Source organism: Streptomyces sp. NPDC102514 (genome assembly GCF_055584525.1).
Window position 1 is genome coordinate 40,919 of record NZ_JBVJLW010000018.1, and the last position, 23,408, is coordinate 64,326.

Here is a 23,408-nt window from a genome sequence, read left to right on the forward strand (position 1 = left end):
GTCCGCTAGCAGAACTGTTGCAGAAACGCGTGCCAGCTCTCGCGGGAGACGGTGAGGAGAGGGGCGTCCGATTCCGGCTGCTTGCTGTCGCGGACCGCTCGACCGCCGACGGCCGTGTCGGCGACCTCGACGCAGTTGCTCTCCGCGCCCGAGTACGACGACTTACGGAAAGGGCCTATGTCCTCGGTCACGATGCGACTTCCTTCAAGCTCCGCAGTACGCCCCGGATGAGTCGCGCGCTCATCTCCGGTGCCAGTCCGCTAGCAGAACTGTTGCAGAAACGCGTGCCAGCTCTCGCGGGAGACGGTGAGGAGAGGGGCGTCCGATTCCGGCTGCTTGCTGTCGCGGACGGCCCGGCCGCCGACAGCCGTGTCGGCGACCTCGACGCAGTCACCCTGTTGTGCGGAGTACGACGACTTTCGAAAGGTGCCCACTATCTCGGTCACGATCCTTCTTCCTTCATGCTCCGCAGTACTTCCCGGATGAGTCGCGCGCTCACCTCCGGTGCCAGTGCCGCCGATCGTAGTAGGTCGAACGCGTTGCCGTAAGCCGCGAGATCGTCCGGTGCTTCGAGCACCGACGTACCACGCAGGTTCTCCATGGCCACAGCTTCGACAGCAGGCTCGGCATCGAAGCTGAATGACGAGAACGCGGGGATCGAGCCCACGAGCACTCCCGCACTGAGCGGCAGGATCTGAACGGTGACGTTCTTCCTCTTCATGGCGGCAAGGATCGCGGACAGTTGTTGCCGATGGGTGTCGACGCTCACCAACGGGTGCACGACAGCGACCTCCCAGAAGATGGCGGTGTACGACGCCCCACCCTCCTCGATCTTCGCCTGACGCCCTTCCCTGACCGCCACCAACTGCTCAAGCATCTCTGGAGCTACATAGTCGGGCCCCGCCGCGATAATCGCTTTCGCGTAGGCCGAAGTCTGCAAAAGCCCAGGGATCAGCGCCGGCTGCCACTGTCGGATATACGTCGCGTCGTCCTCCAGCGCAATGTGATCGAGATAGTCCGGCCGAAGATGTGCGGCATGATCCAGCCACCAGCCCCGCTTCTTGGAGTGCTTTGCCAACTCCTCCAATTTGTCCCGGACTTCGCGGTCCGTGACGCCGTACGCATCCAACAGAAGCCGCACCTCGATGACGCGGGGCGTCGAATGCCCACTCTCAACACGGCTGATCTTGGCCTGGCTTGACGCGATGATCTCGGCGGCCTGCGGCTGGTCCAGCTTGGCGGCCTGACGGTACTGCCGAAGCGCCGTACCCAAGCGCCGGCTACGCACGGTCGGCCGTCCACCTGCGGGCATGTGTGCCTCCCCCTCTGCCTCGCGAAACGATGCCACACAGGTAGCAAACTCACGAGTACATCACTCGATCGAGGGACATGCATGCATGTATACGCAGATTTAGATTGCATGAGTGTCGAATCGGGCCCTACGTTCGCGACATCGCCACCGAACAGAGGTGACGGCACGTCAGGAGGTACGGCACCCCCATGCCCGTAACCGAGACCGAGACCTTCCACATCCCCGCCACAAGAGCCACATCCCCACCGCCCGCCAACGCGTCCGCAGGACACTCGCGGGCTGGGGCATCACCGGTGAACTCGCCGACGCAGTCACCCTGTCGGCGAACGAACTCGCCACCAACGCCGTGACGCACTGCCGGGTGTCCTGCGCCCGCATCCGGATCACGCTCACGCTCGACGGACCGGAGTTGGTCCTGGAGGTCTCCGACCCGGACAGGGACGGGCTCCCCCGTCCGCGCGACTCGGCCCCGGACCAGGAGAGCGGACGCGGCCTCGCGCTGGTGGCGTCGTCGGCCGACTCCTGGGGATACCGGCAGGACCCGTACACGAAGTGCGTATGGGCCCGGTTCACGCTCGCGCAGAAGCAGGCGGGGGCCCGTGTTCCGGTTCCTTCGTGACGCGGTCGCCCGCCTGCGCAGCCGACCGCGTCCCCGCCGTCCCGAGGCCGGCGACTGGGACCTCGCGCGCGAGGTGAGAGCGCCGGACCCCTACGTGTGGCGACTCCCCAGCGCCCACGACGCCCGCTGGCGCCGCTGGTCCAGACGCCATCGGCTGACCGGCTGCTACCCGCCGTTGCTGCCGGAGGAAGCCTGCTGGAAGCCACCGACCCGCTTCCGGACTCCATCCCCGCAGGCCGAGGACGACATGGTCCGGCTGTACGTGCTGCTCAGGCGCTGAAGGTCGGGACCGAGGCACTCGGCGAAGGCTCGGCGGTGGCCCGGACTACCGGGAGGCCGCCGCAGGGCGGGACTTGTAGAAGGACTCCTCCAAGTAGGCGACCGTGTGCGGTTGGTACGGCTCCTCCAAGTAGGCAGACTCGTCCTCGTCGAGTTCGACGTCCACCGCGGCGATCGCGTCGGCCAGTTGAGCCGGCTTGGTGACCCCGACGATGGGCGAGGTCACCGCCGGGTTGCGCATGACCCAGGCCAGGGCGACCTGGGCCGCGGACAGACCCCGTTCGCCCGCGATCTCGTGGACGCGCTCGGCCACCGCCTGGTCCCCGTCGCGGTAGAGGATCCTGCCGCCCTCGTCGGTGTCGGCACGCGCCGTGGCGGTGTCCCTGGCCCGCGTCAGCCTGCCCCGCGCCAGCGGGCTCCACGGGATCACGCCGATTCCCTGGTCGGCGCAGAGCGGGAGCATCTCGCGCTCGGCCTCACGGTGGATGAGGTTGTAGTGGTCCTGCATCGACACGAACCGCGTCCAGCCGTTCAGGTCGGCCAGGTACAGGGCCTTGGCGAACTGCCACGCGTACATGGAGGAGGCTCCGATGTAGCGGACCTTCCCGGACCTGACCGCGTCGTGCAGCGCCTCAAGGGTTTCCTCGATCGGGGTGTCGTAGTCCCAGCGGTGGATCTGGTACAGGTCGATGTAGTCGGTCCCCAGCCGCTTCAGGGAGGCGTCGAGCTCGGCGAAGATCGCCTTGCGGGACAGCCCGGCACCGTTCGGGCCGGGACGCATCCGCATCCAGACCTTGGTGGAGAGAACGACCTCCTCGCGCCGGGCGAAGTCCTTGACCGCCTGGCCGACGATCTCCTCGCTGCTTCCGGCGCTGTACCCGTTGGCCGTGTCGAGGAAGTTGACGCCGGCGTCGAGGGCCTGCTTGATGATCTCCCGGCCGGCGTCCGCGCCCAGGGACCAGGGCTCGCCGCCCCGGTCCGGCTCGCCGAAGCTCATGCAGCCGAGGGTGAGGGCGGAGACTTCCAGTCCGGTCGTTCCGAGCTTGATGTATCGCATGCTGCGGAACCTAGGAGTCGAAGTGCGCTCCAACGCAAACACGTCCCGGTCCGGTCCGGAATTCGGAGGCCCCCGTCATGCCCCCGGATCCTCCTCCAGGGGCAGGCACTCGGCGAGCAGGTCGACGACGTCGCGCCAGGCTCGCCGCGCGTGCCGCGGGTGGTGGCCGACGCCGGGGACCACGGGGTGGTCGACCGGCGGATGGTGGAAGGCGTGCAGGGCGCCGCCGTAGACCGTGAGGCGCCAGTCGACGCCTGCGGCCTGCATCTCGGCGGTGAACGCCTCGCGTTGCGCGGGCGGCATGATCGGGTCCTCCGACCCGACCCCGGCCCACACCGGGCAGCGAATGCGCGCCGCCTCGCCCGGCCGGCCCGTGGTGGTCGCGTTGACGGTCCCGATCGCCCGCAGGTTGACGCCGTCGCGCCCGAGTTCCAGCGCGACGGCGCCCCCGGTGCCGTAGCCGACGGCGGCGATCCGGTCGGGGTCGGTCCGCGGTTCGGCGCGCAACACGTCGAGCGCCGCATGGCCGATGCCCCGCATCCGCTCGGGATCGGCGAGCAGCGGCAGGCAGCGGGCCAGCATCTCCTCGGGGTCGCTCACATAGCGCCCGCCGTGGAGGTCGAAGGCCAGCGCCACGTATCCCAGCTCGGCGAGCGCGTCGGCCCGGCGGCGCTCGACGTCGCTGAGCCCCGTACCCTCCGGTCCGAGCAGCACCGCGGGCCGGCGGTCGGCACCGGCCGGGAGCGCGAGGTGCCCGGTCGTCGTCAGCCCGTCGGCCGGGTACTCGACCGTACGCGTCGCAATCGTCGCCGTTCCCGCCGTTCCCGCCGTTCCCGCCGTCCCCGGCGTCCCCGGCGTCCCCGCCATCCCTGCCATGCCCGTCGTCGCCGTCGTCGCCGTCATGAGACTGGAATGTAGTGATCGTCGAGCCCGGTCCGGCCGCTGTTCTGCTGCTGGCAGAGCGGCGTAAGCATCCCCATGGGGCCGGGTGTCCCCGTGAGGCCGGCTATCCCCATGGGGCCGGGTGGCCGACGCGGTGTGCGGATCGGTGACCTCCGCGCCACGCACCTCGACCACCCGGCCCCTCAGGTACTGCCGTCGGATTCCGCGGAGCTCAGGTCGCCGTGCAGCTCACGCTCGGCGCACCCCCGCCCCCCGGCGCTCCCCCGAACCCGAACGTCGCCGAACCGCCCACCGCCACCGACCCGTTGTGGTCGGCGTTCGTGGCCGTCACGGTCGCGGAGCTCTGGGTGTACGACGCGTTCCACATGCTCGTGACCTTCTGGCTGCCGGGCCAGGTCCAGGTCGTCTTCCAGGACTTGAGCGCGGTCGTACCGGAGTTGGTCACCTTCACCTCGGCGTTGAAGCCGCCGCCCCAGTCGCTGCTGACGGTGTACGCGGCGGTGCAGGCGGCCGTGCCGCCTCCCGGGTCACCGGGGTCGCCGGGATCGCTTCCGCCGCCCTCCGCCGGGAAGCCCGGCGCCTTCACGCTCGCCAGGTAGCCGTCCTTCACCGTGTCCACGGTCGTCCAGTCGTCCTTCAGGATGCCGCCCGTGTCACCGGAGTTGGGGTTCCACGACCAGAAGGTCCAGGAGACGCTGTCCGCGCCGTACGTGCCGGTCGGGCGGAGGTAGCTCACCAGCGCCGCGAGCCACTTCTGGTCGACGGTCGACTGGAGTGTCGTACCGAATTCGCCGACCCACACCGGCGCGATGTTCTGTTTGAAGATGTAGCCCCAGTACTTGTCCCACACGCCCGGCATGTTGGCGGGGAAGGTCGGATCGCTGAACCAGCTCTGCTGGGCGACGCTGGTGGCGTAGTCGTGGGCGGAGTAGACGACCCGGTTGGCCACGTTCAGCTGTACGGGGTACTGCGCGACCCCCATCAGATTGCCGCCCCACCAGCCCGACACGCCGTCGACCGTCTGCACGCCCTCCACGAAGATCAGCAGCTCGGAGTTGACGGACAGGACCGCGTTCCCGGCGCGCTGGGCGGCGAGCCGCCAGTCCCTCGTCGTGTCACCGCAGCCCCAACAGGCCGGATCGTGCGGCTCGTTGTGCAGGTCGATGCCGATCACGGTCGGGTTGCCCTTGTAGCGGGTGGCCAGGGCCTTGAGGTTGGTGATCCACGTCGTCTCGGGGACCGCCGCGGTGTACCAGAGCGCGGACTGGCCGCCCGCGTCCGGCCGGTGCCGGTCCAGGATGACCTTGAGGCCGTCCTGACCCGCGTACGCCACGAGCTTGTCGATGATCTGGAGCGGCGAGAGCCCTTGGAGGTCGGCGTTCTTGCCGCCGGAGAAGTCGATGCTGTTGGCGACGGCACCGCTCTTGAGGATGTCGTCGCTGTAGGGCAGCCGGATGGCGTTGTACCCGAGCGACTTCATCTGGTCGATCATGCTCTTGTAGTCGCGGGCCCAGAGTCCGTGGACGGCGTTGTTGGACGTCTCGAACCCGAACCAGTTGATGCCGGCGATCCGTACCGGCTGTCCTGCGGCGTCCAGGATCTGCCGTCCGCTGGTGTGCCAGTAACCGGCTCCGGGGGCGGCGGCCGTATCCGCGTGCGCGGCCTGAACACCGGTCAGCGGTAGCAGGAGCGCCACGACGGCAGCACCCAGCGCTCTTCGCAAGCTGCGAAACATGTCGCTGCTTCCTCTCGGGGGAGATCGGGAAGGCGCGGGCCCGGAACGCGGGTGGGAGCGCTCCCACCGCACCGCGCTCCCCCATGGAAGGCATTCCGCGTGGACACGTCAAGGAGTCGTGCGGCATTCGGGACACTTGAGGTCCCGAACACCGCACGACGCCGCACGCAGCCGAACGCACCGCACGACGCGTACGGCTTCATCTGTCCCAGTCACTTCACTTGCTGAGCTTCTGGAACCTCCGTACCGCCGGCGGAACGAAGACCAGCGTCAGGACCACCGGCCACACGGCCGCCATCAGCAGCGCGTGCTGCTCGACCCAGGTGTCACCGCCGCCCACCGGCGTACCGAACAGTTCGCGGGTGGCCGCGGCCGTCGAGGAGATCGGGTTCCACGCGGCCACATGGCCCAGCCAGTCGGGCATCAGCTGCGGCGCGACGAAGATGCTGGAGATCATCGTCAGCGGGAACGCGACCGCGAACAGGCCGCCCGCCGCCTCCGGGTTGGGCACGAGCAGGCCGAGCCACACCCCGAGCCAGATCAGCGCGAACCGCAGCCACACCAGCAGCCCGAACGCCCCCAGGAAGGCGAACCCGCCGTCCGGCCGCCAGCCCATGGCCAGCGCGGTGAGCATCAGGATCGTCAGCTCGGCGCAGGCCACGATCAGATCGGTGACCCCGCGCCCGGAGACGACGGCGGACGGCGACATCGGCATGGAGCGGAAGCGGTCGATGACGCCCTTCGTGGAGTCGTGCACGACGAGCGTGGCCGTGTTGATGAACCCGAAGGCCATCGTCATCACGAACATGCCCGGCATCAGGAAGTCCCGGTAGTCGCCGCCGCCCGGAACCTGCATCGCGCTGCCGAAGACATACCCGTACAGCAGCACGGACAGGATCGGGAAGCCCAACTGCCACGCGATGTTGATGGGTTGGCGCTGGTAGTGGGTGAGCCCGCGCCGGACGACGTTCCAGCAGTCGGCGAGTGCCCAGTAGGCACGGCCGCGGTCGCGAAGCACTTGCGCCCCGGCCACCCCGGCCACCTCGTTCAAGCCGCTCATGCCGCGACCTCCTTCGTGTCGGTGTCGGTGTCGGTGTCGGTGCCGGCGGCCGTGCGGTGGCCGGTCAGGCGCAGGAACACGTCGTCGAGGCTGGGCCTGCGCAGTCCGATGTCCTCCACGCGCACCCCCTCGTCCTGCAGGGTCCGCGCCACCTCGGTGAGCGCGGCGACCCGGTCGGTCACGGGCGCGTGCACCCTCAACTCGGTCTCGTCCGACTCCGGTTCGCCGTCCGACACGCGGGCGACGACCTTCACCGCCCGCGCGATGTCCGCCCGCTCGGCGACGACGACCTCGATCCGGTCACCGCCCACCCTGCTCTTCAGACCGTCCGGGGTGTCGTCGGCGATGGCCCGCCCCTGATCGATCACGGTGATGTGCGAGGCGAGCCTGTCGGCCTCCTCCAGGTACTGCGTGGTCAGCAGCACGGTGGTGCCGCCGGACACCAACGCCTTTACGGAGTCCCACACTTCGCCCCGCCCGCGCGGGTCGAGCCCGGTCGTGGGCTCGTCCAGGAACAGCACGGCGGGGGTGAGGATCATCGACGCGGCGAGGTCGAGGCGCCGCCGCATGCCGCCGCTGTACTGGCCGACGCCCTGGCCGGCCGCGTCGGTGAGGTCGAACTGCTCCAGCAGTTCCGTCGCCCGCAGTCGCGCCCGGCGCCCGCCCAGGTGGAACAGCCGTCCGAACATCTCCAGGTTCTGCCGGCCGGTCAGCACCTCGTCCAGGGCCGCGTACTGGCCGGTGAGCCCGATCCGCGCCCGTACCTCCCGGGGCTGCGAGGCCACGTCGAGACCGGCCACCCGCGCGCTTCCCGCGTCCAGCCGGACCAGCGTGGAGAGGATGCGGACGGCGGTGGTCTTGCCCGCGCCGTTCGGCCCGAGCAGGCCGTGCACCGTGCCCTTCCTTACGGCGAGGTCGAAGCCGTCGAGGGCGCGCTTCTCCCCATACCTCTTTTCCAGCCCCTCGGCCCGTACCGCGTAATCGCTCGCACTCACACCCACAGCACTCCTCCACCCGTGACGTTCGCCGGAGTTCGCCAAACTGAGTACACCGTACCCTTTTCAGAGTACGCCGTACTCAGTTTTTTCGAGGGGGCCTATCCTGAGGCACATGACAAGCGGCTCGGGCGGAATGGACACCAGCGGCAGCGGAGACATCGTCCGCACGCTCCACCTGCTGTGGGACACGGGCCCGCGTCCCAGCCGCGGGCCCAAGCCCGGTCTCAGCCTCGACCGGATCGTGGAGGCGGCCGTCCGGGTCGCGGACGCGGAAGGGCTGGAGGCGGTGTCGATGCGCCGGCTCTCCACGGAGCTGGGCACCGGCACGATGTCGCTGTACCGGTACGTCCCCGGCAAGGGTGAACTGCTCGACCTGATGCTGGACCGCGTCCAGCGCACGGACGACGACCCGTCCGTCTTCGGCGACGACTGGCGCTCGGCCCTGGAGGCCCTGGGCCGCGAGAACCTCGCCCTCTACCGGCGCCACCCGTGGCTGCTGAAGGCCAACCAGTCCCGTCCGGTGCTCGGCCCCAGCGCCGTCGACGGCATGGAGAAGGTGATCTCCCGCATCAAGCCGATGGGCCTGAGCGACCCGGAGCTGGTCTCGGCGGTCGTCCTGATCGACTCGTACGTCACCGGGGCCGCCCGCACCCAGCTGTACGCGCAGGAGGCCGAGCGCAGGACCGGCCTGACGGACGCGGAATTCTGGGCCGCCCAGTACCCGGTCCTGGAAAAGGCCATGGCCAGCGGCCGCTACCCCGTGATGGCCGCACTCTCGGAGGACTCCTTCGGCGCGGACTTCGACCACTTCGAATTCGGCCTCCAAAGAATCCTGGACGGCCTGGCAACACTGGTAGCCACCCGCCAAGCCAACACCTGAACACCACAGCGAACAACACCCCCAGCCCCCTCACCCCCACTCCCCCAGGGGCGCGGGGAACGGCGCGACCAGCCCCCACCGCCCCGCACCCAACCCCACAGGCCAACCCACCAGCCCCCTAAGGGGCGCGGGGAACGGCGCGCTCAACCCCAACGAACCCGCGCCCTCCCAGCCCCCTCACCCCCACTCCCCCAGGGGCGCGGGGAACGGCGCGACCAGCCCCCACCGGCCCGCACCCAACACTCCACACCCTCACCCTCGCCCCCGCCCTCAACCCCCTAAAACCACCCTGAAACCCCGCTGAAGGCGCCCTCCCGCAACCTCTGCGGCATGACCCCGACCACACAGCACCCCCTGGCCATCGCGGCCAAAGGACTCCGCAAGTCCTACGGCGACAAGGTCGTACTCGACGGCATCGACCTCGCCGTACCGCCCGGCACCGTCTTCTCCCTGCTCGGCCCGAACGGGGCCGGCAAGACCACCGCCGTGAAGATCCTCTCCACCCTCATCACCGCGGACGCGGGCGAAGTGCGGGTCGGCGGGCACGACTTGGCCACCGACCCGCATGCGGTGAGGGCAGCGATCGGCGTAACCGGCCAGTTCTCCGCCGTCGACGGCCTGATCACCGGCGAGGAGAACATGCTGCTCATGGCGGACCTGCACCACCTGCCCAAGCAGGAGGGCCGCCGGACCGCCACCGAACTCCTCGAACGTTTCGACCTCACCGAGGCCGCAAAGAAGCCCGCCTCCACCTACTCCGGCGGCATGAAACGCCGCCTCGACATCGCGATGACCCTGGTCGGCAGCCCGCGGATCATCTTCCTCGACGAGCCGACCACCGGCCTCGACCCCCGCTCCCGCCACACCATGTGGGGAATCATCCGCGAACTCGTCACCACCGGCGTCACCGTCTTCCTCACCACCCAGTACCTGGAGGAGGCCGACCAGCTCGCCGACCGCATCGCCGTCCTCAACAACGGCCGCATCGCGGCCGAGGGAAGCGCCGAGGAACTGAAACGGCTCATCCCCGGCGGGCACGTACGGCTGCGGTTCACCGACCCCGACGCCTACCGGTCCGCCGCCTCCGCCCTGCGCGAAGCCGCCCGCGACGACGAGGCGCTCGCGCTGCAGATCCCCAGCGACGGCAGCCAGCGCGAGCTGCGTTCCATCCTCGACTGGCTGGACTCCGCGGGCGTCGAGGCGGACGAACTCACCGTGCACACCCCCGACCTCGACGACGTCTTCTTCGCCCTGACAGGCGACACCACCGTCCCCAACCGGACCGCCGATCAGGCCGCCGATCAGGCCGCCGATCAGATCAAGGAGACCGTCCGATGAGCACCCTCTCCCTCGCCGTCCGCGATTCGAAGACCATGCTGTGGCGCAACCTCCGGCACGTACGCCGCTATCCCTCCATGACCCTCAACCTGCTGCTCACGCCGATCATGCTGCTGCTCCTCTTCGTGTACGTCTTCGGAGGCGCGATGAGCGCGGGCATCGGCGCCGGCGCCGACCGCTCCGACTACATCGCGTACGTCGTCCCCGGCCTCCTGATGATGACCGTCGGCAGCACGGTGATCGGCGCCGCGATCTCCGTGTCGATGGACATGACCGAGGGCCTCATCGCCCGCTTCCGCACGATGGCGGTCTACCGCGGGTCCGTGCTCATCGGGCACGTGGTCGGCAGTGTGCTGCAGGTGCTCGCGAGCCTGGTCCTCGTCAGTGCCGTGGCCGTGGCCATCGGCTTCCGGTCCACGGACGCCACGGCCGTGGAGTGGCTGGCCGCGTTCGGACTGATCTCGCTGTTCGCCCTGGCGCTGACCTGGATCGCGGTCGGCATGGGCATGGCCAGCCCGAACCCCGAGGCCGCCAGCAACATGGCGACGCCGCTGATCCTGCTGCCGCTCGTCTCCAGCGCGTTCATACCCGCCGACACCATGCCGGGCTGGTTCCGGCCGATCGCCGAGTACCAGCCCTTCACCCCGGCCACCGAGACCCTGCGCGGGCTGCTGCTCGGCACCGAGATCGGCCACAACGGGTGGATCGCGGTCGCCTGGTGCGTAGGCCTGACCGTGCTCGGCTACCGCTGGTCGACGACCCGGTTCAATCGCGATCCCGACTGACGGCCATGACCGTGCGGGCCGCCTCCCGCAACTCGTCGCGCCCCAGGGCGGCGTACTCCGACACCGCGTCGGCGTACGCCGCCCCGTCGGCTTCCCCGGCCGCCCGCCGGGCGCGCTCCGCCGACATCGTCGGCTGGTAGTCGCGCAGCACCCGCAGCCGTTCCGCCAGCGCCACCATCCGTACGGCCGAGGCGTCTGCGGAGGCGAGCCCCGCCACGCCGAGGGCGTGCAGCACCGTCCCGGACACGGGGAGGTCCAGGGGTGAGCCGGCCGGGGCGGAGAGCATGGTCCGCAGTCCCTGCCGGAGCCGGGCGACGGGTTCCGCGACGAGTTCGAGGCGGCCGGCGTACGCGTGCGCGGTCACCGCCGCCGACTGCAGTTGCAGCACCCACCGGTCCAGGAAGGGATCGCCGCCGTGCGTCTGGCCGGCGCCGGTCACCCCGTCCAGGGCGCCGCGCCACAGACCGAGCCCGACCTCCGTCAGTCCGCGGGCGAGCGCGATCTCGGCGCGGGCACCGAGGTCGGCGCTGTAGGAGTCGTCGTTGCGCGTGATGCCGACGGCCTCCGCCTGCCGCAGCCAGTGCTCGGCCTCGTCGGGGTCGCCGCGCTGCAGACAGGCGAGGACCAGGCCGCCGCGTACGCCGATGGAGTCGTGTGCGTCGCCGAGCCGCGGCAGTGCCTCAAGTGCCGCCTTGAGGTGCCCGTACGCGGCGTCCCCCTGCTCCGACTGCAGGTACAGCTCGCTCAGCCGGGCGTGGCCCAGGACCTGGAGGAACGGGTTGTCGACCGGCGCCAGCGCTTCGATGATCCGGCGGGCCGAGGCGAGCGCGCGGTCGATGTCGTGCTCGTACTCCCAGACGTAGGTGGCGGCGCACTCGGCGACACCGGCGAGCAGCGGCTGCTCGCTGGCGCAGAGTTCCCGCAGTACGTCGTAGTCGGGGGGCCGCATCGCCGGGGCCGCGCTCAGCACCACCGCGAAGGCCCGCAGCAGTGTGTCCGGCGGGGCCGCGGGGAGCCGCCGGAGGGTGACGAGCTGGCGTACGGCGACCGGTCCGGACCCCATGAACAGGGTCACCGCGCACAACACCGCCGCCGCGCGGGCGACTTCGACGTATGCGGGTTCGGGACGGTAGTGCGACAGGGGCGGGCCGGTGTCGGCGGCGAGGGCGGCGAGGCGCGGGTAGTTGGAGCCGGTGGACCACAGGGCGGTCAGGACGGCGGTGAGCGCGGCGAGGGTGGGGCCGTCGTCGCGGGCGAGGGCGTGGCGCAGGGCCGCCACGAGGTTGTCCTGCTCGGTCCTGATCAGCTCCCACGCGGTGCGCGGTTCGGGGCCGAAGATCCAGTCGTGGTACGTGACTCCGAAGTCCCGTGCCCAGCCGAGGAACCGGTCGACGGCCACCTCCTCCTCGCCCGCCTCGGCGCACCGGGCCGCGCTGAACTCCCTTACGGTCTCCAGCATTCCGAAGCGCACGCCGACCGGGGTGTCGGTGACGGTGAGCAGCGACTGCCCGGCCAGCTGCTCCAGCAGGAGCAGCGCGTCCTCGCCGAGGACCCGCTCCACCGCTTCTCCGGAGAACCCGCCGGGGAAGACGGACAGCGTGCGCAGCGCGGCCCTGGCCTCCTCGTCGAGGAGGTTCCAGCTCCAGTCGACGACGGCGTGGAGGGTGCGGTGGCGTTCGGGCACGTTCCTGGTCCCGCCGCGCAGGAGCGCGAAGCGGTCGCCGAGGCGGCGGGCTATGTCCTGGACCGACAGGACGCGTACCCGTGCGGCGGCGAGTTCCACGGCGAGCGGCAGTCCGTCGAGGTGGCGGCACAGCTCGGCCACGGCGTCCGGCGGCAGCCGCACACCGGGCCGGGCGGCCCGCGCCCGCTGGGTGAACAGTTCGGCCGAGGTGTCGGGCCCGAGTTCCGGCAGCGCGTACACGGCCTCCGACGTGAGGCCCAGCGGGGCCCGGCTGGTGACGAGGACCCGCAGGTCCTTCGACGACGACACCAGGGCCTGTACGAGGTCGGCGGCGCCCCGGACGACCTGTTCGCAGTTGTCGAGGACCAGCAGGGCGGGTCCCGGGCCGAGTACGCCGAGTACGCCGGACACCGGGTCGGCCGCGGTGTGGGCGGCCATGGCGCCGTGCCGTCCCTCGCCCGCGCCGAGCGCGGAGGCCACCTCGGCGGTCACGTCCTCGTCCGCGGTGACGCCGGCGAGCGGCACGAAGTACACGACGCGCTGCTCGGCCCGGCGGCTGACGGCGTGCGCGAGCCGGGTCTTGCCGAGGCCGCCGGGGCCGACGACGGTGACGGCGCGGGAGGTCTCCAGCAGCCGCCCCACCGCCGCGATGTCCTCGTCGCGCCCCAGCAGCTGGTTCGGCTCGTGCGGCACACCGTGCCGGACCACGGGGGCCTCGCCGCGCAGCAACTCCCGCTGTACGGACCTGAGTCCGGCGCCCGGTTCCGTACCCAGCCGGTCGCGCAGGTCGCGGCGGTAGGCCTCGTACCGGACCAGCGCGGCGGACGGGCCCGCCGTCGCCGCTTCGCCGCGCAGCAGTTCGGCGAGCACCTCCTCGTCGCGCGGATGCTCCGCGGCGGCGACGGCCAGCGGTCCTGCGGCCTCCGCGTGGCGGCCGAGGCGGGCGAGCGCGAGGGCCCGCGCGCGGACGAGGGTGCCGTGGACGGGGGCGCGTTCGGCGCGCAGCGCGGCCACGGGGTCGTCGGGGTCGCCGTCCCGGTCCGGGGTGCCCGGCCACAGCGCGAGCCCGGCGTCGGCGGCGGCCAGTGACGCCGCGTGGTCCCCGGCCCTGGCCCGGTCGGCGCTCGCGGCGGCGTGCAGCAGGAGGGCGGAGCTGTCCACCTGGTCCTCGGCGAGGCCGAGCCGGTAGCCGGTCGGGGTGCTGACGACGAGGTCGGCGCCCAGCAGCGCCCGCGCTCTGGACACGAGGACCTGCAGCGCTTTTCCCGGCCGTTCCGGCAGTTCGTCCGGCTGCCAGAGCCCGGCCACCAGGCGCTCGGTGCCGCAGCCCGTGCGCGGGTCGCCCGCGAGGAGTGCGAGGAGGGCGCGCAGGCGGGGCGCGGTGACCTCCTGCCCGCGACAGGCGACACGCGGCAGCAGGATCAGGTCGATGGTCACGCGTGCACAGTAGCCAAGGCGGGCCCGCCGGGGCCCCGGCCGCGGCCCATCACCCATGCACGGGCTTGCTCACGGTCATGTACGAGCTTGCTCACGCTCTAGTCGCGGCGCCGGAACAGCCGCTTCAGCGCGTAGACGACGGCGAAGGCGACCGCGAGGGCGATGGCGCCCATCTTGAAGTTGCCGTTCGCCCCGTCGTCGCCGTTCGCGGAACTGCCGCTGCCGGACGAGGAGTTGCCGTCGCCGGACGAAGACCTGCCCGGCACGCTCCCCGCCTCGACGGAACTCCCGCTGCCCTCGCTCCCGTACAGCAGGGTGGATCCGTCGGGGGTGTACGTCACCGACTCGCCCTGCCGCTGCAAGGGCACGTTCAACTGCGCCTGGCGCTTGGGCTTCCCGTTGTTCCACTGGTACGCGATACCGCCGAAGTAGCCGCGTACGGCGAGCTGCTTGCCGTCGGGCGAGAACGCGCCGTCGGTGACCCAGAGGCCGATGTCGGCGGTGCGCTTGAAGGTGTTGGTGCCGGAGGCGGACAGTTCGGCGGGCCCCTCGTACAGGCCGCCGCCGTCCTCGTTCTTCGAGACGATGTAGACCCGGCCGGTCTTGGGGTGCACCATCAGCGCCTCGGCGTCCCGGGCCCCGTCCGCGTACTTCACGTCGTACTGCGTGGCGCGGATCGTCTGGTCCTTCAGCTCCTTGGGCTCGGGCAGCTCGTAGATCCACACGTGGTCCCAGGTGCCGCCGAGGTTGTCGCCGATGTCGCCGACGTACAGATGGCCGTTCGGCCCCATGGAGATGGCCTCGACGTCCCGGGGCCGTCCGACGCCCGACATGGTGACGGTCGCGACGGTCTTGCCGGTCCTGCTGTCGACGGCGTAGAGGAAGGCGCCGTCGTCGCTGTCGTTGTGGGTCCAGTAGACGCCGGGGTGGGCGCGGGAGGCGACGAGCCCGCTGGACTCGGTGATCCGGGGGTCCTCGATGGTGAACCCGTCCGATCCGTCGTCGTCGGCGGCGACGGCGGGTGCGGCGGACACGGCGAGCACCCCGGTGAGAAGGGCCCCGGCAATCAGAACGAACGAGCGACGCATGCCCCCAGCCTGCCACCCCGCCGACGGTTCGGCGGGCGTGTCCAGCTTCACACCCCGGCCCTGCCGGTGATCGTCCATCATGAGCGGATGCTCAGGTTCATGCCCGTCGGTGATTCGATGACGATCGGAAGCGCCGGCGAACACACGTGGCGCTACCGGATGTGGCAGCACCTGCGCGCGACGCACGGGGCCCCGTTCCAGATCGTCGGCCCCCGGGAGACGCTGTACGACAAGGCGACGGGCGCGGCCGACTCGTACGAGTACGCGGACCCGGACTTCCCCCGCGCCCACCTCGCCGGGTGGGGCGAGGGCTGGTACCACCTGGGCCCGCTGATAGCCGACGCGGTACGGGCGTCGCGGGCGGACGTGCTCCTGGTCTCCCTGGGCCTGATAGACCTCGGCTTCTACACGAACGCGACGCAGACGTCGGAGAACGTCCGAGCGTTCGTCACCGAGGCGCGCTCGGCGAACCCCCGCATCGCCATGACGCTCCTCCCCGTGATCCCCAACATAAGGGCGGAATCGGACGCGCCCTTCGCCCGGGAGGTCACCCTCTTCAACGACCTCCTGGCGAAGACGACGGCGAACCTGAACGAGCCGGACTCCCCTCTCCTCCTGGCCTCGCTCCCCCACGGATACGACATCCACACGGACACGTACGACGGCACCCACCCCAACGCGTCGGGCGAACACAAACTGGCGGCGGCGTTCGCGAAGACGCTGTGCGAGAACTGGGACGTGGGCACCCCGTACGAGTCCCACCTGGCCGAATCCGCCTGACCGGATCCGCCGGTCTCCTGGTCACCGTGCGTATCGTTGTACCGCGCGGTTGTACTCGTCCGAGGGCAGCCGGGGAGGAGCGCCACGATGACCGTCCTTGAAGACAGGATCGAGATGGCCGACGAGAGCAAGGGCCTCACGCTCGACGTGCTGTTCGAGCAACTGGAGCGGATGCCCGTCCCCGAGGGATACAAGGTTGAGATCGTCGAGGGGGCCATCTTCATGTCGCCGCAGCGTGACACTCACTGGGAGATCATCGCGAACCTCTACGAGCAACTCCGGACCAAGTATCCCCGGAAGCGTGTGAAGTCCGACGTACGTGTCGACTACCCGGGCAAGCTCAACGGCTTCGCCAGCGATGTCACGTTGATGGCCGAGGGGGCCTCAAAGCCCGAAACCGGTTACTGGCGCTGCCGGGACGTCCAGTTCGTCGCCGAAGTGATCTCCAGGGGCACCGCGGCCAACGACTACGGCCCCAAGAAGACCGCGTACGCCCTCGCCGAGGTCGCCGTCTATCTCATCGTCGACCCGTACCAGGGCAAGTGCCACCTCTACACCCAGCCCAAGGACGGGGAGTACTTCGCGGAATTCTCCGTCATCTTCGGCACGGACATCGACATGACGAACACGATCGTCGACCTCACGCTGAAGACGGACGAGTTCCCCCGGGACTGACTCCCTGAACCCAGTGCTGGAGAGTCACCTCGTACGCCGCCGTCGTGCGGCAGCGGAGGCAGTGGGTTTCGTCTGTTCGGGGGCGGAAGACGTGTTCGCTGCCTGGGCCCGGGCAGGTCACGAAGTCTCGGCGGGGTGGGGCGGCGGGCCGCTCCGGCCGTGGGGTGGGGGCGGGTGCCTGCGTCGCCGGGAGTTTTTGGAGCAGTCGGTGGCGCAGGAAGCCGACCGCCGAGCGGATGCCGTCCGTCGGCAGGCCCGTCGTCAGGGCGCGGCGCAGGTCCGCCGCCGAGACGCCCCTGCGCAGCCACTCCGCCGCCGCACCCGCCAGCAGCCGCGCCTCGCGCACGCCCAGGAGCAGGTCCCGGTTCACATACCGCAGGGACAGCAACACGCCTTCCGCCTCGGCCAGTTCGGGCGTGTGCTCTTCCGTGTCGTCTTCGGGTGGGGGGTGGGGAAGGTTCTTCTCTTCCAGTTCTTCTTTTTGGGGAGAGTCACCGACCGGCCGTTCCGCCGGTCCGCCGACCGTCGGTGGCCGCTCACCCGGTGGCGCGACGGCCACCGCCTCCCCCACGCGGGCCCCGGCCGCCTCCTCACGCGTAAGGGTGACGTTGGCGAGGAGTTGTTCCGTGACCCAGCGGCCCCGCGCGCCCTGCTCACGCCACTCGTGCAAGTAGCCGCACTCGGCGAGGAGTTGCTTGGCCTTCTGGTACGCCCGGCCCTTCATGCCCAGCCTGCCCGCGTGTTCGCTGAGCGGCCTGGGGTCGGCGGCCTCCGGCAGCCCCTGCACGTACAGGAGCAGGATCTTCGCGTCGCTGTTGAGCCGCGAGTGCCGTACGACGTCGTGCGATGCCTTCGTGTAGCGCCGAACCGGCGCGATAGCATGACGAAGCATTTCTGGTGGGACCTGTTCTTCCACTGGTGGTGAAGGTCCTCGGGCGGTGTTGGTAGCACCTCCGGGGACCGCTCCGCATGCGAATGCGCACGGAGTGTGATGTCGCGATCACGGTACATGACCGATCACACGACTCACGACCTCCGCCAGCAACCCCGCCTCCACAAACGGCACTTCGGGCGTCGGCTCCGACCGCCAGTCCAACGGCCAGGTCAGCCCGTCCAGCGCGGGCACCCCCACGTACGCCCAGCCCCGCGCGTCCCGGCCCAGCGCCCGCACGCCGTTGGGCCAGCGGTGGCCGGTGGCACTTTGCGGGGGCAACAGGAAGTACATGTACCGGCATCCCGTTGACCCGCGGACGATCGGGCCGGCCTGAAAGTCCGTGAACTGGATCAGTTCGTACGCCACTTGTTCTGCGAGTACGCCCGCGATGCGCACGGCGTCGAAGTGGATACCGGCATGGCGCAGGCCGTGACCGGAGGCCGGGATCCAGGGATGCACCCTGCCCGGTGCGGTTTCCGAGTTCATGAAGCACATGCTTACGTCCGCTCACATACTGTGACCAGGGTTACGCAGGGTCCGTGCACGGCTGTGCACGGCTGTGCACTTGGGGAGGTCGTTGTGCACTCGGGTGAGCGAGGTTCCAGCACCCTGGAGATGTTCGGCTCGTTGCTGCGGTTCTTCCGCGAACGGGCCGGGATGACGCAGGAGGGGTTGGGCGGGTACGCCGGCTACTCCAAGTCGCAAGTCGCCATGGTGGAGCGGGGCGAGCGGGCTCCCAAGGGGAAACTCGTCGAAATCGCGGACGAGGTGCTGAGTGCACAAGGTGCACTTCTTGCGGCGGCAAGGAAGCTGAAGACGAGTCCGCTTCCGGCCTGGACCGCGACTTACGCGGAGATCGAAGCCGAGGCCACGGCTCTGCATACGTACGCGAATCACGTAGTACCCGGTCTGCTGCAGACGGAGGCGTACGCCCAGGTGGCGATCGGCTGCAACTACCCACCGCTGGAGGAGGAAGAGATCGAGGAGCAGGTCGCGGCACGGTTGGTCCGCCAACGGCTCTTCCAACGCAGACCCACCCCTGCCCTCAGCTTCGTCCTGGAGCAGATCTCATTGACGCGCCCGATCGGGGGCCGTCACGTCCTAGAAGAGCAACTGCGCCACATCTTGGAGGTCGGGCGCAGACGCAACGTCGAGATCCAGGTCATGCCGTCGGATCGCGAGACGCATTCCGGGCTGAACGGACCGATGATCCTGCTGGAAACCGTGGATCGACGCCAACTTGCCTATGTCGAAGGCCAGAACGGCGGCTACTTCGTGAGCGAACAGCCCTCCTTGGGTGACTTGTTCGGCAGGTATGGCACTCTGCGAGCTCAGGCCCTCACTCCAGAAGAGTCCGCCAAGTTGATCGAACAGGTGGCACACGAACTATGAGTACCGACCTGCACTGGTTCAAGAGCAGCTACAGCGGCAACCAAGGCGAATGCCTGGAGATAGCCATACCCCAGACCACCTCCCTCCCCACGATCCTCATCCGCGACTCCAAAACCCCCAACGCCCCCACCCTCACCATCGCCCCGGCGACATGGTCCGCCTTCCTCCCGTATGCGGCCACGTACGGAAGTGATCAGCCCAGCCCGCAGTGATCGAGTGCGGTACGAACCCGGTCGAGCCCTTCCGCCCGCCAGTGGTCCCGGTCGGGCATCTGGTCGGCCCCGCGCCAGCGCCAAGCCGAGAACAGCGCCCAGTTCAGGGCGCGGCACCGGTGCACCAGGTCAGGGTCGGCACCCGCATAGCGCCTCCCCACTTCCTCAGGCGCATGAGCGAGGTCGAACTCGACCGGCCCCCGGCAACACGTGCCGAGGTCGACGAAGAGCGGCCCCCTCCTCGTGTTCAGGAGATTTCCCGGATGGGGTTCGCCGTGCAGCAACTGCTCACCGGCTCCGCCGACGCCGATCGCGGCGCTCAGGTCGCTCAGGGTGGTGCTGAGGAGTTCCCGGTCGGCGTCGGACAGCTCGGGGGACCGACTCCGGTCGTCCACCTCCCTCGACGCCACGGCGACTCGGTCGGTGAAATGCGGGGCGGCGGCCAGATCGATCCGGCGCAGGGCGGCATGGTGCCGTACGAACGCGTCCGCGTAGTCGGCCGGGGGGATCTCCGTGCCCACGGGTTCGTAGTAGGTCCAGAGCGAGATGGCGAAGTCGTCACGGACATGGACACGCGGTTCGACCCGAGGATCGAGCTCGGCAACTGGCGCGTCGACGTCGACGAGACGCCGTGCGACCTCCACCTCGAACTCGGAATCGGCCAGATGCCCCAGGGGCGCGACCCGGGCGAGCACATCGCAGGGAAGCAGGCGCAGCGCGACACGGTCCGAGTTGTGGACGACGATCACCTCGTCGACCCGTAACCCCAGCTCCGAAGCGACCGCCCGCCCTGCCGCGACGGCACGACGAAGACCTAGTGGCTCCACACCGTTCCCCTTCATCTGCTGAGTACACACCGCACACGACCCGCCCCCCTGGCGCACGCCTAGCGGTCTGGACATAGCCATACCCCGGGACACGGACCGCCTCCCCGCAGCCCCATCCTTCGCATGCCGCCACGTACAAAGGTGTTGTACGTTGACCGTATGGCCGCAAAGCGCAGCATGATCACCTTTGCCACGGACCCGGAGACCAAAGAACGCATCCGCTCCTACGCGGAAGCGGCGGGAGTCGATGTCAGTACGTACGTCATGGCCGCGGTGGGCGCCGCGATGGCTCAGGACGACCAGGTCGCCCGGACGTTCGCGCCCCTCGACGACCTGATCGCCGAGACGGAGGCGCAGGACGCCACGACCGGCCGGCCGCCGAAGGAGCACGGGCAGGACTCGGTACCGGATACCGAGCGCGAGGAGATCTCCGCCTCCCTGGACGCCTTCTTCGGTTCGAGCACCAGGCACAGGGGCGTCGCATGACAGCTGTGGTCTACGACGCCGGGATGCTGATCCATCTGGAGCAGGGCCGGAAGAAGGCCGTGAGCCTGCACCAGGAGATCCTTCGACGCGGAGGGCACCGGCCCATCGTCCCGTTGCCCGTGCTCGGGCAGGTCTGGCGGCCTGGAGCCGGGAACTACACCTGCCTCAAGCCCGTGCTCGCAGGGTGCACGGTGTATGCCGCCCGGGACTCACGAGCCCCGCTGTTCATCGCCAAGGGGTGGGACGACCCGCTCCACGCCTGCCGGCCGTGCGTGGCCGGACACACGGAGGCCGACGGCAAGCGCGTGGGCGCGCTCGGCGCCCGGGCCAAGCTTCCCGCGAAGAAGGACTTCGACGTCGTGGACGCGTTGGTGCTCGTGATCGCCGCCCATCACGGCAGAGCCCTGATCGTCACCACCGACCTCGACGATCTGCTGGCCTACCGGGAAGCTCTCGGTGAGCACCACATCGGCATCTGCCATCCGGACACTCCCCAACGGATTCTCTGACGTCGCGGAACTACGAAAAGCCTCCCGGCGCAACGAAGACCCTCGACAGAACCACCAAGGTCGCCATCCGGACCGTCGACACGTCAATCCCGACGCCACCGACGCCACGCCAGATCCGCCATCACCGCAGTCGGCAAGGACGGATTCGACGCCGCCGCTTCCGCCGTCCGGCAGTCCGTGTCGGTGAGCAGTTCCGTGATGACCTGTGGCGGGAGGGCCGGGTGAGCGGCGGCTGTCGGTCTTGCCCGGGTGTCCTCCAGGCAGGCGAGCAGTGCCGCGACCGGGGCCGCGCGATGCCGGGCGATCTCGCGGAACGCCTTCTGCACCGGTGGTTCGTGCCGGGTCAGTTCCTCCAGCAGGGCCGGGGTCGCGTCCGGGTTGGCCGCCACCTTGGCCAGGACACGTACGCCGTGGCGTTCGACCATGGCGCGCAACCGCGCCTCGGTGAGGCCGGGGTGGGGAGCCAGAGCCTTGACCACCTTCGCGTCGGGGTCGTCGGCCAGCCGGTCGCGTATCCCGGGCGGCAGGTCCCGCCGGTGGGCCACGAGCATGCGGGCCGCCGGGTCCGGTGACGACGCGAGGTCTTCGATCTCGGCCGGTGAGGCCGCGGCGACGCGGGGCAACAGCGTGGCGCCGGCCTTCGCGGTCGCGGCCAGGCGCGTCAGTACGTCGAAAGGTGCGCGCGGATGGTGCGCGAGCGCACGGCGCACCGCGGGGTCGCGGTCGTCGGCCATCACCCGGATCAGGGCCTCGTCGAGCGCGGGATTCCCGGCGATGTCCGTACGGACACCGGGAGTCGGGTCCGCGGCCAGCCGCACGTACGACTGCCGGGGCAGGTCCTGGCGGGTGGCGAGCGCCCAGCGCAGCAGCATCGACGGGTGGTCCGCGAAAGCGGCGACCGACTCGGCCGGGGTGGCGGGGTTGCGCAGCGCCGCCTCCCGCGTGCGGTGGACGGTGGACTCGTGGGAACCGTCGCAGGAAGCCCCCGCCGACAGCTCGCAGTCGGGGCGCGAGCACTGCGAATCGTGGACGAAGGGGATCTCCTCCCGGTCGCACACCAGGCGTCCGCGCGCGGCCGGCCGTCCCTCTCCCGTCAACAGCGTCGCCAGCTCGGCGGGAGGTGTCGCCTCGTTCGCCGCGACCGCCCTGCGCACCTCGGCGTGCGGATGCGTCGCGAGCCTCGCGGTGACGTCCGGGGTCGTCGTCCACAGGGCCAGCTCGGCGACCACCCGTACGTCCGGGTCCGCCGCGAGCGTGTCCACCACGTCGGGCGGGAGGCCGGGGCAGGCCGCCAGTTTCTCCCGGCGCCCGTGGCTCGGGTCCGTCGCCAGGAGTCGCGCCCACTCCGGGCGGCCGGCGCCTCGGTCGAGCAGTGCGAGAGCGGCATCGGGCCGGGCAACGGGGTCGATGTCGGCGGCGGTCAACCGGCCCTCGTACGCGAGCCGCACCGCGCTCTCCTCGACCCGCTCGACCAGCGCGACCGCCTGCGCACGGCTGAGGTCCGCGCGACAGGCGAGGTCGTCGGCGAGGTCGTCGTCCGCGAGGGAGATCAGCCGGTCGACCAGTTCGGGCGGCAGAGCCGTATTGGCGGCGAGCCCGCACAGGAGGTGATGCACAGGAGCATCCTGCCTGACGCTCACGTACCGGCCCCGGTTGTCGGACCCCGTGGTCGGACCCCGTTGTCAGACCCGACCCCTACTCTTCGGATCACCGTCAACGCGGCCTCTCGTGCCGCCCGTTGGAAAGAGTGCCGATCCGTGCGTGTTCTGCCGAAGACCGACGTCGACTATCCGCCCATGCTGCTCGTCCGTACCGACTACCGCGACGACGACGGCTGGCAGCGCGTGCTGGCCGCCCTCGACGCGCCCTGGGTCTTCGACGAGGACGACGAGGACAACGGCCGTCTCAAGGAGGACATCGTCCGCGTGGACGACCCGGCGTGGGCGGACGCGACCCCCTTCGACGTCCTCGCCGCTCTCACCGGGGACGGGGCCGGGGAGGCTTCCGCCGAGTGCGGGTGGCCGGTGGTCTTTCTCGCCGACCGCGCCAGCATGGAGGGCACGGAGCCGACGCTCCTCGCGGTGAGCCCCGATCCGGAGGAGCAGACCGCGCCGTACCGCATACCGGCCCTGGAGACCCCGCACGCGATGCACTGCAACCTCGCCATCGCGAACATGGACTTCGACGAGTTCGGCGGCTAGGGCCTGTCTGACAATTCCCGTCGTCGCCCGGAGGGCGGCCGGGCGGCGTCAGGTGCGTGCTCTCGCCGTGCCGGGCACAGAGCCTCGTACTGGACGTACTTGGCTCTGTGCCCGGTGCGGCGAGTGGGGGTCCCCCCGGCCGGAGGCTGGGGGAGCGTGCATGGCGTCGCCCGGCAGACGGGAATTGTCAGACAGGCCCTAGCCCCCTGGCCCCCGT

General features: G+C 70.2%; 26 protein-coding genes. 12 read left to right on the forward strand and 14 right to left on the reverse strand.

The genetic code is table 11. The features are described from left to right. Positions 1-5 precede the first annotated feature (5 nt). From ACZ60E_RS36075 to ACZ60E_RS36085, 3 genes are all read right to left on the reverse strand, one after another. On the reverse strand, positions 6-191 hold the full coding sequence (locus ACZ60E_RS36075; RefSeq protein ID WP_469446079.1) for a DUF397 domain-containing protein: 186 nt from the start codon (positions 189-191) through the stop codon (positions 6-8). A 69-nt stretch (positions 192-260) separates the two neighbouring features. Beyond that, positions 261-446, reverse strand: coding sequence for a DUF397 domain-containing protein (locus ACZ60E_RS36080; protein ID WP_469446080.1), 186 nt, complete (start codon positions 444-446; stop codon positions 261-263). Further along, on the reverse strand, positions 443-1,312 hold the full coding sequence (locus tag ACZ60E_RS36085; RefSeq protein WP_469446082.1) for a helix-turn-helix domain-containing protein: 870 nt from the start codon (positions 1,310-1,312) through the stop codon (positions 443-445). The genes ACZ60E_RS36080 and ACZ60E_RS36085 overlap by 4 nt, the downstream gene beginning before the upstream one ends. A gap of 157 nt (positions 1,313-1,469) precedes the next feature. Here ACZ60E_RS36085 and ACZ60E_RS36090 point away from each other — a divergent pair, with 157 nt between their 5' ends. Continuing rightward, positions 1,470-1,931: an ATP-binding protein gene (locus tag ACZ60E_RS36090; RefSeq protein WP_469446084.1), complete on the forward strand. Its 462-nt coding sequence runs from the start codon at positions 1,470-1,472 to the stop codon at positions 1,929-1,931. Next, a complete protein-coding gene (locus ACZ60E_RS36095) occupies positions 1,912-2,211 on the forward strand; it encodes a hypothetical protein (protein WP_469446085.1) in 300 nt (99 codons plus the stop codon). The genes ACZ60E_RS36090 and ACZ60E_RS36095 overlap by 20 nt, the downstream gene beginning before the upstream one ends. A gap of 45 nt (positions 2,212-2,256) precedes the next feature. Here the strand turns inward: ACZ60E_RS36095 and ACZ60E_RS36100 are convergent, their stop codons facing one another. The 5 genes from ACZ60E_RS36100 to ACZ60E_RS36120 form a co-directional block, all read right to left on the reverse strand. Further along, positions 2,257-3,267 (reverse strand): aldo/keto reductase, encoded by a 1,011-nt coding sequence (locus ACZ60E_RS36100; RefSeq protein ID WP_469446087.1) that lies wholly within the window; start codon positions 3,265-3,267, stop codon positions 2,257-2,259. A 75-nt stretch (positions 3,268-3,342) separates the two neighbouring features. Beyond that, a complete protein-coding gene (locus tag ACZ60E_RS36105; protein ID WP_469446262.1) occupies positions 3,343-4,134 on the reverse strand; it encodes a dienelactone hydrolase family protein in 792 nt (263 codons plus the stop codon). A 247-nt stretch (positions 4,135-4,381) separates the two neighbouring features. Next, positions 4,382-5,905 (reverse strand): cellulase family glycosylhydrolase, encoded by a 1,524-nt coding sequence (locus ACZ60E_RS36110; protein ID WP_469446088.1) that lies wholly within the window; start codon positions 5,903-5,905, stop codon positions 4,382-4,384. Between the two features lie 217 nt (positions 5,906-6,122). Further along, a complete protein-coding gene (locus ACZ60E_RS36115; RefSeq protein ID WP_469446090.1) occupies positions 6,123-6,965 on the reverse strand; it encodes an ABC transporter permease in 843 nt (280 codons plus the stop codon). Further along, positions 6,962-7,960, reverse strand: coding sequence for an ATP-binding cassette domain-containing protein (locus ACZ60E_RS36120; protein ID WP_469446092.1), 999 nt, complete (start codon positions 7,958-7,960; stop codon positions 6,962-6,964). Before ACZ60E_RS36120 ends, ACZ60E_RS36115 begins: the two co-directional genes overlap by 4 nt. A gap of 115 nt (positions 7,961-8,075) precedes the next feature. Here ACZ60E_RS36120 and ACZ60E_RS36125 point away from each other — a divergent pair, with 115 nt between their 5' ends. The 3 genes from ACZ60E_RS36125 (at position 8,076) to ACZ60E_RS36135 (ending at position 10,966) form a co-directional block, all read left to right on the forward strand. Further along, entirely contained in the window at positions 8,076-8,843 is a 768-nt protein-coding gene (locus ACZ60E_RS36125) for a TetR/AcrR family transcriptional regulator (RefSeq protein ID WP_384815088.1), read from the forward strand. Between the two features lie 330 nt (positions 8,844-9,173). After that, positions 9,174-10,181, forward strand: a complete 1,008-nt coding sequence (locus tag ACZ60E_RS36130; protein WP_469446094.1) for an ATP-binding cassette domain-containing protein — start codon at positions 9,174-9,176, stop codon at positions 10,179-10,181. Continuing rightward, entirely contained in the window at positions 10,178-10,966 is a 789-nt protein-coding gene (locus ACZ60E_RS36135; protein ID WP_469446096.1) for an ABC transporter permease, read from the forward strand. Before ACZ60E_RS36130 ends, ACZ60E_RS36135 begins: the two co-directional genes overlap by 4 nt. Here ACZ60E_RS36135 and ACZ60E_RS36140 read toward each other — a convergent pair. After that, entirely contained in the window at positions 10,947-14,087 is a 3,141-nt protein-coding gene (locus tag ACZ60E_RS36140) for an ATP-binding protein (RefSeq protein ID WP_469446098.1), read from the reverse strand. The two genes, ACZ60E_RS36135 and ACZ60E_RS36140, sit on opposite strands and share 20 nt — an antisense overlap. A 98-nt stretch (positions 14,088-14,185) precedes the next feature. Beyond that, positions 14,186-15,175 carry a WD40 repeat domain-containing protein gene (locus tag ACZ60E_RS36145; protein ID WP_453793971.1) on the reverse strand — a complete coding sequence of 330 codons (990 nt, stop codon included), beginning with the start codon at positions 15,173-15,175 and terminating at the stop codon, positions 14,186-14,188. Between the two features lie 87 nt (positions 15,176-15,262). Here ACZ60E_RS36145 and ACZ60E_RS36150 point away from each other — a divergent pair, with 87 nt between their 5' ends. Then, positions 15,263-15,955, forward strand: coding sequence for a GDSL-type esterase/lipase family protein (locus ACZ60E_RS36150; RefSeq protein WP_469446099.1), 693 nt, complete (start codon positions 15,263-15,265; stop codon positions 15,953-15,955). Positions 15,956-16,042: 87 nt separating this feature from the next. Next, complete coding sequence (locus ACZ60E_RS36155) at positions 16,043-16,630, forward strand: Uma2 family endonuclease (RefSeq protein WP_469446100.1); 588 nt, start codon at positions 16,043-16,045, stop codon at positions 16,628-16,630. Here the strand turns inward: ACZ60E_RS36155 and ACZ60E_RS36160 are convergent. Both ACZ60E_RS36160 and ACZ60E_RS36165 read right to left on the reverse strand, forming a co-directional pair. Beyond that, on the reverse strand, positions 16,596-17,522 hold the full coding sequence (locus tag ACZ60E_RS36160; RefSeq protein ID WP_469446102.1) for a hypothetical protein: 927 nt from the start codon (positions 17,520-17,522) through the stop codon (positions 16,596-16,598). The two genes, ACZ60E_RS36155 and ACZ60E_RS36160, sit on opposite strands and share 35 nt — an antisense overlap. A gap of 108 nt (positions 17,523-17,630) precedes the next feature. After that, positions 17,631-18,050, reverse strand: a complete 420-nt coding sequence (locus ACZ60E_RS36165; RefSeq protein ID WP_384815075.1) for a hypothetical protein — start codon at positions 18,048-18,050, stop codon at positions 17,631-17,633. 129 nt (positions 18,051-18,179) lie between these two features. On the opposite strand from ACZ60E_RS36165, the gene ACZ60E_RS36170 reads away from it, so the two are divergent. Then, complete coding sequence (locus tag ACZ60E_RS36170; protein ID WP_469446104.1) at positions 18,180-18,956, forward strand: helix-turn-helix domain-containing protein; 777 nt, start codon at positions 18,180-18,182, stop codon at positions 18,954-18,956. After that, positions 18,953-19,168, forward strand: coding sequence for a DUF397 domain-containing protein (locus ACZ60E_RS36175; RefSeq protein WP_469446105.1), 216 nt, complete (start codon positions 18,953-18,955; stop codon positions 19,166-19,168). Before ACZ60E_RS36170 ends, ACZ60E_RS36175 begins: the two co-directional genes overlap by 4 nt. Here the strand turns inward: ACZ60E_RS36175 and ACZ60E_RS36180 are convergent. Beyond that, entirely contained in the window at positions 19,150-19,995 is an 846-nt protein-coding gene (locus ACZ60E_RS36180) for a phosphotransferase (protein ID WP_469446107.1), read from the reverse strand. The two genes, ACZ60E_RS36175 and ACZ60E_RS36180, sit on opposite strands and share 19 nt — an antisense overlap. Positions 19,996-20,154: 159 nt before the next feature. On the opposite strand from ACZ60E_RS36180, the gene ACZ60E_RS36185 reads away from it, so the two are divergent. Further along, positions 20,155-20,481: a hypothetical protein gene (locus ACZ60E_RS36185; RefSeq protein ID WP_469446109.1), complete on the forward strand. Its 327-nt coding sequence runs from the start codon at positions 20,155-20,157 to the stop codon at positions 20,479-20,481. Beyond that, the gene (locus ACZ60E_RS36190) at positions 20,478-20,990 is read left to right on the forward strand and encodes a hypothetical protein (protein ID WP_469446110.1); all 513 of its coding nucleotides are present in this window, start codon (positions 20,478-20,480) and stop codon (positions 20,988-20,990) included. The genes ACZ60E_RS36185 and ACZ60E_RS36190 overlap by 4 nt, the downstream gene beginning before the upstream one ends. Before the next feature lie 83 nt (positions 20,991-21,073). Here ACZ60E_RS36190 and ACZ60E_RS36195 read toward each other — a convergent pair whose 3' ends face one another. Continuing rightward, positions 21,074-22,606: a hypothetical protein gene (locus tag ACZ60E_RS36195; RefSeq protein WP_469446112.1), complete on the reverse strand. Its 1,533-nt coding sequence runs from the start codon at positions 22,604-22,606 to the stop codon at positions 21,074-21,076. A gap of 141 nt (positions 22,607-22,747) precedes the next feature. On the opposite strand from ACZ60E_RS36195, the gene ACZ60E_RS36200 reads away from it, so the two are divergent. Beyond that, positions 22,748-23,191: a DUF6924 domain-containing protein gene (locus ACZ60E_RS36200; protein ID WP_469446114.1), complete on the forward strand. Its 444-nt coding sequence runs from the start codon at positions 22,748-22,750 to the stop codon at positions 23,189-23,191. Positions 23,192-23,408: the final 217 nt, after the last annotated feature.

Coding starts and splice junctions, on each gene's coding strand:
- ACZ60E_RS36175 (WP_469446105.1), top strand. CDS start 18,953: ATGAGTACCGACCTGCACTGGTTCAAGAGCAGCTACAGCGGCAACCAA.
- ACZ60E_RS36115 (WP_469446090.1), bottom strand. CDS start 6,965: ATGAGCGGCTTGAACGAGGTGGCCGGGGTGGCCGGGGCGCAAGTGCTT.
- ACZ60E_RS36160 (WP_469446102.1), bottom strand. CDS start 17,522: ATGCTTCGTCATGCTATCGCGCCGGTTCGGCGCTACACGAAGGCATCG.
- ACZ60E_RS36145 (WP_453793971.1), bottom strand. CDS start 15,175: ATGCGTCGCTCGTTCGTTCTGATTGCCGGGGCCCTTCTCACCGGGGTG.
- ACZ60E_RS36130 (WP_469446094.1), top strand. CDS start 9,174: ATGACCCCGACCACACAGCACCCCCTGGCCATCGCGGCCAAAGGACTC.
- ACZ60E_RS36085 (WP_469446082.1), bottom strand. CDS start 1,312: ATGCCCGCAGGTGGACGGCCGACCGTGCGTAGCCGGCGCTTGGGTACG.
- ACZ60E_RS36150 (WP_469446099.1), top strand. CDS start 15,263: ATGCTCAGGTTCATGCCCGTCGGTGATTCGATGACGATCGGAAGCGCC.
- ACZ60E_RS36110 (WP_469446088.1), bottom strand. CDS start 5,905: ATGTTTCGCAGCTTGCGAAGAGCGCTGGGTGCTGCCGTCGTGGCGCTC.
- ACZ60E_RS36135 (WP_469446096.1), top strand. CDS start 10,178: ATGAGCACCCTCTCCCTCGCCGTCCGCGATTCGAAGACCATGCTGTGG.
- ACZ60E_RS36190 (WP_469446110.1), top strand. CDS start 20,478: ATGACAGCTGTGGTCTACGACGCCGGGATGCTGATCCATCTGGAGCAG.
- ACZ60E_RS36165 (WP_384815075.1), bottom strand. CDS start 18,050: ATGAACTCGGAAACCGCACCGGGCAGGGTGCATCCCTGGATCCCGGCC.
- ACZ60E_RS36170 (WP_469446104.1), top strand. CDS start 18,180: ATGTTCGGCTCGTTGCTGCGGTTCTTCCGCGAACGGGCCGGGATGACG.
- ACZ60E_RS36125 (WP_384815088.1), top strand. CDS start 8,076: ATGACAAGCGGCTCGGGCGGAATGGACACCAGCGGCAGCGGAGACATC.
- ACZ60E_RS36155 (WP_469446100.1), top strand. CDS start 16,043: ATGACCGTCCTTGAAGACAGGATCGAGATGGCCGACGAGAGCAAGGGC.
- ACZ60E_RS36100 (WP_469446087.1), bottom strand. CDS start 3,267: ATGCGATACATCAAGCTCGGAACGACCGGACTGGAAGTCTCCGCCCTC.
- ACZ60E_RS36185 (WP_469446109.1), top strand. CDS start 20,155: ATGGCCGCAAAGCGCAGCATGATCACCTTTGCCACGGACCCGGAGACC.
- ACZ60E_RS36105 (WP_469446262.1), bottom strand. CDS start 4,134: ATGGCGGGGACGCCGGGGACGCCGGGGACGGCGGGAACGGCGGGAACG.